The sequence below is a fragment of the Candidatus Zixiibacteriota bacterium genome (assembly GCA_014728145.1).
Classification (GTDB): domain Bacteria; phylum Zixibacteria; class MSB-5A5; order JAABVY01; family JAABVY01; genus WJMC01.
This window is the reverse complement of sequence record WJMC01000050.1, coordinates 1-13,439: the sequence shown is the minus strand read 5'-3', so window position 1 is coordinate 13,439 and position 13,439 is coordinate 1. Positions and strand designations below refer to the sequence as shown.

The following is a 13,439-nucleotide window of genomic DNA, read 5'->3' as shown; positions in this document are numbered from 1 at the left end:
AAGCACCCCTCGTAAAGGTCATTAATTCAGGATCATCGGCATCGAATGCGATTTCACCAGTTTTGAGATGAGAAACACTTAAATAAAGGCTAAAAAACGCATATCTCGTTTTCGATTAACGGCACAGCCAGTTCTTCCGAGCAGTGTACTAACATTTTTCACAAAAACAATATGAAATTCAAACAACTCAGTTGACAAAGTTAGTATAATCTTATAATGTGAGAGACTTATGAAAATAACGCCTCGAATTGAAGATTACCTGGAGACGGTCTTTCGGCTGTCACAGAAGCTGGATACGGTCGGTGTCTCCGATGTAGCCCGGGCCCGCAAGGTTTCGGTTCCAACTGCTCGCACGGCTATCAACCGTTTGCAGGATATCGGATTGTTGCACCAGAAGCACTATGGCAAAATTATTCTGCACGATTCCGGACGTGAACGGGCCCAGCAGATCTACCGGGTTCATCGTACATTAAAGCGCTTCCTGACCGAGATTTTACAGGTCGATGATAAAATCGCGGAGAAAGAAGCCTGTTACATGGAACATGGTCTCGGCAAGGAGACATTAAGGCGTCTGACATTGCTTTTAAACTCACTCGACAGATCGTTAACACGAGAATCTGGATTTCTGGAAAAATTCAGGACAGAATTAAATCAATATGAGAATGACAACAGGGAATCCGAGACATCGGGAAAGTAGTAGCCGGGACATGACCCTACTGGATTTACAGCCGGGAAAGACCGGTATTATTACCAGGATCGGCGGTCATGGCCGCCTGCGCCATCGCCTTCTGGACCTGGGTCTCCATCTGGGAGAAAAGGTCACCATGGTCAAGACGGCACCGTTTCGCGATCCGGTTGAGTTTGCCTTAAACGGCAGTCATATCAGTCTGCGCCGTAGCGAGGCGGAATTGATTCGAATTCATTGCATAGATTGTAAGTGATGGGATCCAAGACTCTCAAGATCGCCCTGGCCGGAAATCCCAATTCCGGCAAAACTTCGATCTTCAACGCCCTCACCGGCTCACGCCAGAAAGTCGGCAATTATCCCGGAGTTACAGTAGAGAAAAGAACCGGTCACGCCAGTTACCGCGGCTACGATATCGAGTTTATCGACCTGCCCGGCACTTACAGCCTGACAGCTTATTCCACCGATGAAAAAGTCGCCCGTGATTATATCCTCGACTACCGGCCGGATGTGATTATCAATGTGGTCGATTCGGGTAATCTGGAGCGCAATCTGTATTTGACCACCCAGCTTCTGGAACTGGAGTGCGATATGGTAATCGCTCTCAATATGTGGGATGAAGCTCAGAAGATGGGTGTGCGCATAGACACCGGCAAACTCGAACAGCTTTTGGGAGCCCCGGTTGTGAGTACCGTAGGTCATCGCTGTACCGGGATCGACCAGCTTCTCAAATCAGCGGTAGATCTACACGAGGATAAAGCCTACCTGCATCGCCACGCGCCGGTAACCTACGGCTCCCATGTCGAGGACCTCGTGGTCGATCTGACATCCAACATTGATAAGTGTAAAAGCTGCGGGATCTGCCCCAGCAAACGCTGGCTGGCGGTCAAACTTCTAGAGGGTGACCTGACCACCGAATCGAAATTCATCACCGACCCGGGAGAACTGGAGATGCTCCAGAAGAGCATCCGCAAGAAAGTTCGTCATATCCATAAGGCAACCGGCGAAGACCCGGAAGTAATCCTGACCGATGGCCGTTATGGTTATATCACCGGGATATTGCGAGAGGTTATGACAACCGAGATCGGTGACCGGATGAAGCATTCGCGACAGATAGACGCGCTTTTGACCCACAAACTTATGGGCTACCCGATCTTTTTGCTTTTAATCTGGCTGATCTTTCAGGCCACCTACGTGATCGGTGCCTACCCTCAGGATTGGATCGAAACCGGTGTCGGAATGCTGGGGGGATGGCTGGGCGGAATTCTGCCGGCGGGATGGTTTTCCAGCCTGATTGTCGACGGTATCGTTGCCGGGTGTGGCTCGGTTTTGGTATTTCTTCCGAATATCATGATCCTGTTTATGGGGATAGCCGCTCTGGAGGATTCCGGATACATGTCGCGGGCGGCCTTCTTAATGGATAAGCTGATGCATGCGCTGGGCCTTCACGGCAAATCCTTTATCCCGATGATCATGGGCTTCGGTTGTTCGGTGCCGGCGATTATGGCTACCCGGACACTTGAATCGGAGCGCGATCGCAAGATGACTATCCTGCTGATTCCGCTGATCTCATGTTCTGCCAAGTTACCGGTTTACGTCCTCTTTGCCGGGGCTTTTTTCCCCCAGCAGGCCGGTAACGTAATCTTTTCAGTTTATCTCCTGGGAATCGCTGTCGCCATCGGTGTCGCCCAGATACTGCGCCGGACACTCTTCAGGCAGGAAGTCGCGCCGTTTGTGATGGAACTTCCGCCGTACCGCATACCCACGGTCAAAAGCGTCGTCATGCATATGTGGGAACGGGCTTCGATTTACCTGCGCAAAATCGGAGGCGTAATCCTGATCGCTTCCATGGTCATCTGGGCGCTCGGATATTTTCCCCGACTGAGTCCGGATGTTTTAGAAGTCAACACACCATCACCTGATCAAGTCGAAATTTTAAATCAGGCCCAGTACCGGCAGGAACAACTTACATACTCAATGATTGGCCGAATCGGTCAGGCAATATCTCCGGCGATTGAGCCGCTCGGGTTCGACTGGCGACTGGGGGTATCGATTTTGACAGGATTTGCCGCCAAGGAAATCGTGGTTTCAACCCTGGGAGTGCTGTACCAGATCAACGACGAGGTCGACGGCGAATCGGTCACTCTGGCCGAGGAACTCAAGCAACCTGAACACAGTATATCCCCTCTGACCGCATACGCCTTTATGGTGTTCGTGCTGTTGTACACTCCCTGCCTTGGCACGGTGATAGCTATCAGACGGGAGGCCGGAAACCGTATGATGGTGTTTTCGGTGCTGTATCAGCTCGCCCTGGCCTGGCTGTTCGCGTTCATAGTTTATCAGGGCGGTCTGATAATCGGCCTGAACTGAACCGCATCATCCTGAAACAACAACATCTTCTGCAATTGGCTTAATCTTACTGTAAATTGTCCGATATAAACAGAAAATGCCCATTACATAACAACAAGCCCCGGAGTAGCTATGTCATCAGGATTCTTTCGCGAAAAGATCGACAGTTCCCAGATTCAGGAAATCGTCCGGGAGATGGTAGTCGAGTCAGAGCGCAAGTATCAAACCCTTGTAGAAAACAGCGTTGTCGGTATCCTGATATACGCTGATGATCATATCGTTTTCGCCAATCCCCGTTTTAAAGAGATGCTCGGCTATGAAGAGGAAGAGTATAAAATTATGAAGATCTGGGATTTCATCCATCCCGAACTGCGCGATATGGTCAAGGAACGTGCTTATCAGCGCATCTCGGGCCAGAATCCTCCAGCTCAATATGAAATCTGCATGGTTAAAAAAGACGGCCAGCCGATCGATGTGTTGCTTAAATCTGTCAGAATCAATTATGAGGGTCGTCCCTCTCTGCTCGTCTATATAGTCGACTTGAGTCAGCAGAAAAAAGCCCAGCGGGAGATCAAGGAGCTTTCCACAATCGTGGAATCAGCCCTGATTCCAATCATTAAAATCGATTCGCGGGGAAAAATACTGTATTTTAACAAAAGCACGGAAAAACTGCTTAAAATCGAGCTCAAACCGATGAAGGGACAGCCTTTGTCGAAACTCATATCCGGAATAGATCCGACTGAAATCCAGGATCATATTATCAATAAGACCAAAAAGGGCGGTTTCGATTCTGAGATTCTTTGTCGCCGGGCCGACGGTGAACCGTTCAGGATGAGGCTGACCACCTGCCCGCTGGTTGACGAGAAAGAACAGATGATAGCGATCGCCTGTTTTTTGATTGATCCAGCTTTTCAGCAGTCGGAAAAGAATCTGCTCAATGCCCAGGATGAGCACGCTCCGGGGCTGAAAACTTTTCCCGAACCTTCCAGTTTTTGATCAAGAGCTCGCTTCTGAACAACGGCGAGTCAGTTTTTTCTTGCCGACAGACTGATTAATTCATACAATTTTAGACTGATCCAGGGATTGACCTCGCAAACAGAAAGGACGATCAACCGATGCCGAAAACTATCCGCGAACGCTGGGGCACCAAGCTCGGGGTGATCCTGGCTGTCTCCGGTTCGGCCGTGGGACTGGGCAATTTTTTGCGTTTTCCCAGCCAGGCCGGGATGTATGGTCCGGGCGCGTTTATGATACCTTACCTGGTCGCTCTGCTGGTGGTCGGTATTCCTTTGGTTTGGGTAGAATGGACGCTGGGAAGATTCGGCGGGCAATTCGGACACAATTCCGGCCCGGGTATTTTTCAGGCTATCGCACCCAAAGCCGGCATCTTGAAGTATATCGGAGTCATGGCGATCTTCGGACCGCTGGTTATCTTCACTTATTACTGCTACATCGAGTCCTGGACTCTCGGCTACAGCCTGTACACGATTTTCGGGCAGATGCCGCAGGTAGATGCGGTCAATGAGGTCGAAAAGATCAGCACCTTCATGGGCCAGTATATCGGAGTGGCAGAAGGAGGCAATTTCGGCATCACATACGGGCTTTTCGTTTTGACTTTCCTGATCAATATGTCGGTTCTTTATTACGGCCTGAGGGGAGGTATCGAAAAAGTATGTAATATCGCCCTGCCAACTTTGTTCATTCTGGCTGTTATTCTAATGGTTCGGGTTTTAACACTCTCTCCTCCTGAGGGGCAATCTGCATTGGCTACCCCGGTAAATGGCCTGGGATATCTCTGGAACCAGGATTTTTCGAGGCTGACTGATGCCAAGATATGGCTGGCGGCCGCCGGGCAGGTTTTCTTTACCCTCTCGGTAGGCATGGGTGTGATTCTCACCTACTCCAGCTATCTTCGCAACAAGGACGATGTCGCCCTTTCCGGGCTGACCTCGGGAACCGCCAATGAGTTCGCCGAAGTTGTACTGGCAGGTTCAATTATCATCCCGGCCGCTTTTGTCTTTTTCGGTCCAGATCCGGCCCATGTGCAGGAAATCGCCGGTTCCGGATCGTTCACCCTCGGTTTTGTAACCATGCCACTGATTTTCCAGCAGATTCCGGGCGGAGTGGTTTTCGGATTTATCTGGTTTTTCATGCTCTTCTTAGCCGGGGTGACATCCTCGATCTCGATCGCTCAGCCGGCCATCGCATTTCTCGAAAACGAGTTCAATATCCCGCGGGGTAAAGCGGTGATTATGCTGGGAGCTTTGATGTTTGTACTCTGCCAGCCGGCTATCTTTCTGTTGAAATACGGTGTCATGGACGATCTCGATTTCTGGGCCGCCAATTTCATTATCGTACTGGGCGCATTGATCGAGATATTCTTGTTTGGCTGGGTGTTTGCCTCCAAAAGGGCCTGGAAAGAGCTTCACAAGGCGGCTAAAATCAAAGTACCCGGATTTTTCAGGATTGTAATCAAGTATATTACTCCGCTCTTTCTGATGATAATCCTGGCGGTCTGGCTCTACCAGAACTGGTTCGATGTCATCCTGATGAGGACCGATCCGGCTGGAAATCCGCTCGACCCCGCCAATAAGCCGTACATTCTCGGAATCAGGATCGTACTGCTTCTGTTGTTCGCGCTGATCTGTTTTCTGGTTTACAAAGCCTGGAAACGCCATCAGGGTAAACTGGATATCTCCGATGAACAGCTCGAACAGAATAACCTAAAGGGAGGCGAACAGAAATGAGTACTTTCGGCTGGGTATTTATGCTCCTGTACTGGGGCGGTTTAACCTTTCTTCTGGTCTTCTGCCTGAGACGGACTTTGGCAAAAGATTAGTTTTTTTGAATCTTTTCCGCTCGATATCTGTCTAAACTCAGAAGAAGTCAGGAGAATGAATTATGAAGGCCTGGATAATAAAAACAGCGATTATAGTCGCCGGTCTTGCCGGAGGTTACCTGTATTACAAGCTGGTCGGATGCCAGTCCGGAACCTGCCCGATTACCGCCAACCCATTGCCTTCCACACTCTACGGCGGGATGGTGGGTGCTGTGATCGCCTTTATCAAACCGTCGAAAAGGGAGAATTAAATATGCCGATGTTTGAATACAGATGCCGTAACTGCAATCACGAGTTCGAAGAACTGGTTTACGGTGATAAAAAAGTGGTCTGCCCCAGGTGCAAATCAGAGAAAACCGAAAAGAGACTCTCGATGTTTTCATCGGCGGGAGGATCGACCAAAAGCGGCGCGTCCTGCAATAATTTCACATGAGGTGTCTGAGCTGAATGGGCCGTGAGCCTGAAAAAAACGAAAATCCCTATTACAGCCCCAAAATCGTCTGGCTTCTGGCAATTCTGGTCGGTGTGGCGATCATCGTGGTTGGTCTGACAGTCCTTTCCGAGGAAAAACCGCCTCCACTGATCGGATCGGGTAACGACAGCCTGAAAACCGATTCTATGGAGTCACCAGATGATCAAACAGCTTTAACCGAGTCGATTGATTCTGCCAGTATACTCGAAGACTGGGACAACCTCGAGCGAGGTCTCGAAAATGCGCGCCAGCTAAAAAGCTATGCCATGGTATATTTCACAGCCGGAGAATGCCCACCCTGCCGTGAATTCGAGAATGAGGTTCTAAGCCTGATCGATTTTCAGCGTGCGATTTCAATGCCTGTCGTCCCGGTTGTGATCAATGCCGACTCGCGCGAGATAATCGAGTACGGCGGTCGCCAGATCCGTGAATCCAGTGCCGCCGATTTCTTTGGCATCAGCGGTTTCCCCAGCCTGCTTTTTTATCACGGTGGACAGGATAAGTTTCTGTTCGGGTTGAGCGGTAAGAAAAGCTACGAGCAGGTTAACCGCGCGCTTGAATATCTCGAAAAACAGCTGTATCTCGACTCGACGATAAATCTTCAGGAGTTCATTTCTGACAAAAAAACCTGATTTTTTCCCTACGATTCTCATTCTCGATCGTCTATATTGTAGAACCAACAGACAACGATCCGCACAGGGAGTTTTTATGCGCAATGTAATCACAAGTATTGTGTTACTGCTATTATTATGCAGTCTGGCTTTTGCCAGGCACAACAGTGATTTCTACCGGGAGCTATATGACAGCCTCAAACACCCTGAACTCGATTTCGAGCACTCAATCAAAGTAAGAGACTATAGATTCAAAAGCGATACCGCCATATTTCATCTTAAAGAGGGAACCGTGACACCCTTTGCAGCAGTCTACGGACAGCGCTACGGATTCTTTTTTAAAGGTGATGGGCAAATCCGCCTTCAACCTCCGGTAAAACCCGAGAAATATATCCTGAAAAGATTTACAGGCGACGAAGTCTTCGATCATGAATTCGACAAAGCGATCTTTTTCTTAAGTCCGGATTACGCACAGAAACTGTTCCCGTTAGGCTCCCCTAAAGAATCCGAGAGAAGCAAAAGAGAGCAGAACTGGGTCGAAAGAGCGGTGAAGCTGTTAATGGATTATGGCTATGATCTGCCCGCAGATATAATGCCGAAACTGCTGAGTTCCTCGGAATCACCTTTTTTGATGGCGGTAATCGACAACCGGGATCGATATTACTTTATCGACGATCCCACATTGACGGAAAGCATCTGCCTGTACCAACACAGAAGATATAGCGGCTATAATATCTTTCATCCTGTTACAAAATTTTTCCCCAGAGAACACTACCTTTCGGACAACGATCCGTATCATCGCGAACAGGTCTATTCCATAATCCCGACTCACTATCAGATATTCAGCACAATCGAAAACAATACAGATATTCATGTGGATGCTACCGTTAATTTCGTCTGCCAGCGAGACAGCCTCTATAGAGCCGAATTTGGATTGAGTTCTGACATGATTGTGGATTCTGTTTTCAGTGCTACCAACATCAGGTTGTTTTTCAGCAAGCTGGAAGATCATTCTGGGGTTATGGTTATGTTGAATAAACCTCTTATGGCGGGCGACACTGCAAGTTTGCGTTTCTTTATGAATTCTGATGATGTCATCAAGAAAACAACCTGGGGAGATTTCTATATAACAGCACCTACCGGATGGTACCCCAGGGTCGGCTCGTCAGTTCGTTCAACATTTGATTTAACCTACCAAACTCCTCGACATCTAAAATTTCTATCAGTGGGCAAGAAGACGCATGAATCCGAAACAGATGATTACCTCTACACCAAATGGAATGTCAGCGAACCGATCAAAATGCTTGGTTTCAACTATGGTCTCTTCGAAACCGAAGTAGTCGAAGAAGCCGGCCTGCCGAAAATAACAATCTACCGCTCTGATCCAGGACACGTCGGCCGTCTGTTTTCCGCGGATATGCTCGAGGTTACGGCTTCCGATGTTACCATGGCAATGCAATTCTATGTCAGCACGTTCGGACATTATCCTTATCAGGAATTGGTTGTGACAGAAATCCCGGGAGATCACGGCCAGAGTTTTCCCGGGTTTTTGCACCTGGGATGGCTCAGTTTTGAGACCGATGCCTCCGCTAAGGGTTTTGAGACTGATGCATTTCGCGCCCACGAGGTCTCGCATCAATGGTGGGGCAATATAGTCGGCTGGGACACTTACCATGATCAGTGGCTATCAGAAGGTTTTGCCGAATACACCAGTGCCTGGTTCATGCAGCAAAAGGACCAGGACAACAAGAGATTTCTGGAGATGCTGGAGGCCTGGCAGGATGATGTCACGCAGAAAGGTGGCGGGACCGGTCTGGACTGGTCGGAAGGTTCCGAGGCCGGGGCGATCTGGCTGGGAGCAAGATTATCCTCGCTGGAATCCTCCGATTATCAGACCATAGTGTACTCAAAAGGAGCATACATCCTGCATATGCTCAGGATGATGCTGCATGATTACAACCGTCACGCCGACGATGCTTTTATTCGTATGATGCGGGAATATGTCAGAACTTTCCGCGGCAAAACTGCTACCACTACAGATTTCAAACAGCTTGCGGAAAAGTATTTTCAAATGGATATGGATTGGTTTTTCGATCAATGGGTTTACGGCACCGAAATACCAAAATACAAGACGGATTACGAGGTCGAGGAAATCGATGGTAAATATCAAGTGACTGTGCAGGTCGAGCAGGAGGATGTTCCGCCTGAGTTCAAGATGGTTATGCCGATGGTGGTGGAGATGGAAAACGAAACTCACACATTCTTTAAATTCTGGGTCGGCGGAGACAGCGAGGATTTCATCACTCCGCTTCTGCCCTCCAAGCCGAAGAAGATCCATTTCAATCCGTATCACGCGGTTCTCTGCCATATCGATTAAATGATTGTCTACTGTTTCAGGCTATCATATCTTCTGTAGATCAGGTTGCTTGCGACCTGACAAATCAGATTTGTATGGCAAGGTATCGTAAATTCGATCGATAGCAATTGACAGATATGACAGAAAAAATCACAATCAACCGCGAGCATCTCAAACGCTTTCTGCTCGACAGGTTTATCCACCGCTTTAAACCGCACCAGAAAGTCACAACCGTTGAATACGACCATATCGCCCCGCTTGAATGTATGCAGATGGATACACTCAGGATCATCGAACGCAACCAGGACCTGGTTTTGCATAATCGTTTCGATAATTACCGGCCCGCGATGCTGACCGATATCGCCTACAACCAGAAAAAACTGATCGAGTCTTTTTACAACGCGATGTGCTTTGTGCCGACTTCGGAATACCGCTACCATCGCCGTCGCCACAGGGAGATCGGAAAAGAGTTCAGCCACAACTGGCAGAAATTCAAACCGGAGATCAGCCTGGTCAAACGTATCATCCGCAAACAGGGACCTCTCCCGGCCTCGTATTTCAAATCCTCCAAAAAGCAGGCCTGGGGCTATGGGTCAGGTTTGAAGAACACCACCATCGCCCTCGATTTTTTGTGGTACTCAGGTCAGCTTATGACCGCCTTTCGCGAAAGCGGTCAGCGTTATTACGACTTCCCGGAAAATGTCCTGCCACCTGAAGTCGACCGCAGAATGCCGTCACTCAAACAGTATCGCCAATTCATGCTAAACAAGCATCTGCGAACCTACATCCTCGGCGATTTGAGCTATCATCGCTTCGGCAATATGCGCATGAAGGCAGTCGATCGTCGCAAACTGATCGAGCCACATGTTAAAAACGGCGATATAGTTCATCTCGATATTGAAGACATGAAGCGAGCTTATGTAATCCGCAAAATCGATCTCGACCGGATTCAGCCGATTTCGTCATATAAACCGGACAAGCGAGTGCGTTTTATGGCTCCTCTCGACAACCTGCTTTTTAACCGCGATATGATCTCGAACATCTTCTGTTTCGATTACCGCTGGGAAGTTTATGCTCCCAGGAAAAAGCGCAATTTCGGCTATTACGTAATGCCGATTCTGTATGGTTTCGATTTCATCGGACGAATCGATCCCAAAGCTGATCGCAAAGCGAACAAACTGATCTTTCATCTGATTCAAATCGAAGACCATGTCAAACTGACTGACAGGCTGATCACCGAAATCTCCCGGGCGATAAAGCGTATGGCCGGATTCTCTAATATGAAATCAGCTGAAGTCACAAAAACACAACCCGCAAAACTCAAAAAACTGCTCCAGAAAAAGCTTTAGCCCCTGCTTGAGTTGATTGACATCGCCTCTGCCTGCGTATATATTACAAACTCCATTGAGATTAAGCCTTAGGAGAAACTATGGGACAGACATTTGCTGAAAAGATTTTTACTAATAAGATGGGGCACGATGTAAAACCGGGCGAAATCTGCGAGATCGCGCCTGACGTGGCTATGTCGCATGACAACACCGCCGACATATCCAACACTTTCTACAAAATCGGAGTCGACAAAGTCCACAGCCCGGATATCCATGTGATCGTACTGGATCATTGCTCCCCGGCCGCCAACGCCACTTATGCCGAAAATCATAAGACCGTGCGTGAATTCGTCAAGAAGCAGGGAATCAAGAATTTCTATGACGTCAACCGCGGGATCTGTCATCAGGTCCTGACCGAGGAAGGTTTTGTACTGCCCGGCAAGGTCATGGTCGGCTCGGATTCTCATACCACCCACTACGGCGCGTTGGGAGCATTCGGGGCGGGTATAGGCCGTTCCGAGATGGCTGTCGTTTTAGCCACCGGTCAAATCTGGCTCAGGTGCCCCGAATCGATCAAGATAACGCTCAATGGGATGCTGACCGAACCGGTTGCCACCAAGGATATCATCCTCAAGATAATCGGCACAATCAAAGCCGATGGAGCTTTGTACAAGTCGGTGGAATTCCATGGCGACGCGTTGGACAGGTTCAGTTTCGATTCGCGCTTTGTGTTTTCGAATATGTCGGTCGAGATGGGTGCCAAAAACGGTTATATCCGTCCCAACCAGATGGTACTGGATTATGTCAAGCCTCGTGCAAAGATGGATTTCGAGCCGGTTTATCCCGATGACGACGCCAATTATGAAACCGAGATGACGATCGATCTGGACACTCTCGAACCGCAGGTCGCCTGCCCGCATACGGTCGACAATGTTCACCCCGTCAGCGAAATGAGCGGTGAAAAGGTCAATATGGCGTTTTTGGGTACATGTTGCAACGCCCGCCTGGAGGATATCGCCATCGCGGCTGAGATAGTGCGTGGCAAGAAAGTGGCCGAGGGCGTCCGTTTCCAGGTCACACCCGCCTCACAGCAGGTTTTTATGGAGGCGATGAAACAGGGTCATGTCGAGACCATCATGAACGCCGGCGGATATTTCACCAACTCCAATTGTGGACCCTGCCTGGGCGCCCATATGGGCGTACCGGCTAAGGATGAGAAGATAATCTCGACCGCCAACCGCAATTTCCGTGGTCGTATGGGCAACCGTGACAGTTTCGTATACCTGGCCAGCCCGGCCACAGTGGCGGCCTCTGCCCTGACCGGCACGATCACCGACCCGCGGGAAATTTGATAACAAATTTATCTTGGGAGGGATAGATGCCTGAAGTCGAAATTCCAACCGCAATCATCTCATCACCCGTCGGGGTCCTGATGGTTCTGTCAGCGATCTGCGGGTTCTTTTTCTGGCTCGAAAAGAAAACTCAGTGGAGCCTGTTCAATTCCTTTCCACCGCTTCTGTTTATTTACATGATCCCGCTGGTTCTCTCCAATGTCGGCGTGATCCCCAACAGATCCCCGGTCTATGATTTCATGAGCGCGGTGGTTTTGCCGTTGTTTCTGGTGATGCTTATGCTGGATGTCGATGTCGGCGGGGCTATCAGGGTGATGGGCAAAGGTATATTCGTGATGCTGTTCGGCACGCTGGGCGTGGTCATCGGCGCACCGATCGGTTATGGCATTGTGGCGGGGACGCTTCCTCCCGAGGCCTGGACCGGATTCGGCGCATTGGCCGGAAGCTGGATCGGCGGTACCGCCAATATGGCGGCGGTGGCTGAAAGCGTGCATACACCTCCCTCGATGTTCGGTCTGGCGGCTTTAGCCGACAATATAGTCTATATCATCTGGTTGCCGATCATGCTTAACTCCAAGAAGCTGGCCGGATGGTTCAACCGCTTTACCAATGTCCCCGAGGATCGTCTGCGCCTGATGGAGCAGGCCGCCAAAGAGATCACCCAGGACAAGGGTAAAGTCGAGATGCGCCACTACCTCTACCTGCTGGCGATCGGTTTCACGGTTGCTTTCATAGCGGGTGAGCTCTCGGTCTATTTCCCGGTAGTAAAACCGGTCCTGACCGGTAATACATGGAAGATTCTTCTGATAACCTCATTGGCCCTGGTGGCGTCATTCACCCCTGCCAAGAAAATCCCCGGTTCGCACAACCTGGCGATGGCTTTGGTGTATCTGTTCGTGGCCAATATCGGCGCTAAAGCCGAGGTCGGTCGGATGCTGGGCCAGGCCCCCTGGTTTATAGTGGGCGCGTACATCTGGGTCTTCATTCACGGCGGGTTCTGTCTGCTGGGTGCCAAGATTTTCAGAGTCGATGTCCATACCGCGGCGATATCGTCGGCGGCCAATATCGGCGGCGCCGCTTCAGCGCCGATCGTGGCGGCCTATCACAAAGCTTCGCTGGTGCCTGTCAGTATCCTGATGGCCCTGATCGGCTACGGTATCGGCACCTATGCCGCGCTTCTGGCGGCATTCCTCTGTTCGCAGGTTTCAGTTATAGTACATTGATTCTTGCTTGATTTTAGAACATGACTGGCTGAGTCACTCTGATCTGTTGTTATACTGTTTACATGTGCGCCAGGTATTGATTCAGACTCCTGAGCCTGAATTGTCACCTGACGATTGTTTGTAACACTCCTGTCATCGCGAGCAACTGCAAGAAGCTCGGCGCGCTTGATGTATCAGATTGCTTCGTCCCTGCACTCCCTGCAATGACATGGACACGCAGTCGT

The 13,439-nt window shown here is 49.7% G+C and carries 12 protein-coding genes; all 12 read left to right on the top strand.

Annotation, left to right across the window (positions count from 1 at the left end):
* The first annotated feature begins 229 nt into the window (after positions 1 to 229).
* Positions 230 to 697, top strand: coding sequence for a metal-dependent transcriptional regulator (locus tag GF404_02870; protein MBD3381120.1), 468 nt, complete (start codon positions 230 to 232; stop codon positions 695 to 697).
* A gap of 10 nt (positions 698 to 707) precedes the next feature.
* Positions 708 to 941 carry a hypothetical protein gene (locus GF404_02865; GenBank protein ID MBD3381119.1) on the top strand — a complete coding sequence of 78 codons (234 nt, stop codon included), beginning with the start codon at positions 708 to 710 and terminating at the stop codon, positions 939 to 941.
* Complete coding sequence (feoB, locus tag GF404_02860; protein ID MBD3381118.1) at positions 938 to 3,055, top strand: ferrous iron transport protein B; 2,118 nt, start codon at positions 938 to 940, stop codon at positions 3,053 to 3,055. Before GF404_02865 ends, feoB begins: the two co-directional genes overlap by 4 nt.
* A gap of 111 nt (positions 3,056 to 3,166) precedes the next feature.
* Positions 3,167 to 4,030, top strand: a complete 864-nt coding sequence (locus GF404_02855) for a PAS domain S-box protein (protein MBD3381117.1) — start codon at positions 3,167 to 3,169, stop codon at positions 4,028 to 4,030.
* A gap of 119 nt (positions 4,031 to 4,149) precedes the next feature.
* Complete coding sequence (locus tag GF404_02850; protein MBD3381116.1) at positions 4,150 to 5,781, top strand: sodium:calcium symporter; 1,632 nt, start codon at positions 4,150 to 4,152, stop codon at positions 5,779 to 5,781.
* A 154-nt stretch (positions 5,782 to 5,935) separates the two neighbouring features.
* Entirely contained in the window at positions 5,936 to 6,124 is a 189-nt protein-coding gene (locus GF404_02845; GenBank protein ID MBD3381115.1) for a hypothetical protein, read from the top strand.
* A gap of 2 nt (positions 6,125 to 6,126) precedes the next feature.
* The gene (locus GF404_02840) at positions 6,127 to 6,306 is read left to right on the top strand and encodes a zinc ribbon domain-containing protein (protein MBD3381114.1); all 180 of its coding nucleotides are present in this window, start codon (positions 6,127 to 6,129) and stop codon (positions 6,304 to 6,306) included.
* Positions 6,307 to 6,320: 14 nt separating this feature from the next.
* The gene (locus tag GF404_02835; GenBank protein ID MBD3381113.1) at positions 6,321 to 6,977 is read left to right on the top strand and encodes a thioredoxin fold domain-containing protein; all 657 of its coding nucleotides are present in this window, start codon (positions 6,321 to 6,323) and stop codon (positions 6,975 to 6,977) included.
* A 76-nt stretch (positions 6,978 to 7,053) separates the two neighbouring features.
* Positions 7,054 to 9,333: a hypothetical protein gene (locus GF404_02830; protein ID MBD3381112.1), complete on the top strand. Its 2,280-nt coding sequence runs from the start codon at positions 7,054 to 7,056 to the stop codon at positions 9,331 to 9,333.
* Positions 9,334 to 9,449: 116 nt separating this feature from the next.
* Positions 9,450 to 10,661, top strand: coding sequence for a hypothetical protein (locus GF404_02825; protein ID MBD3381111.1), 1,212 nt, complete (start codon positions 9,450 to 9,452; stop codon positions 10,659 to 10,661).
* Between the two features lie 80 nt (positions 10,662 to 10,741).
* The gene (locus tag GF404_02820) at positions 10,742 to 11,992 is read left to right on the top strand and encodes a homoaconitate hydratase family protein (GenBank protein MBD3381110.1); all 1,251 of its coding nucleotides are present in this window, start codon (positions 10,742 to 10,744) and stop codon (positions 11,990 to 11,992) included.
* 26 nt (positions 11,993 to 12,018) lie between these two features.
* Positions 12,019 to 13,215, top strand: coding sequence for a DUF819 family protein (locus GF404_02815; protein MBD3381109.1), 1,197 nt, complete (start codon positions 12,019 to 12,021; stop codon positions 13,213 to 13,215).
* Positions 13,216 to 13,439: the final 224 nt, after the last annotated feature.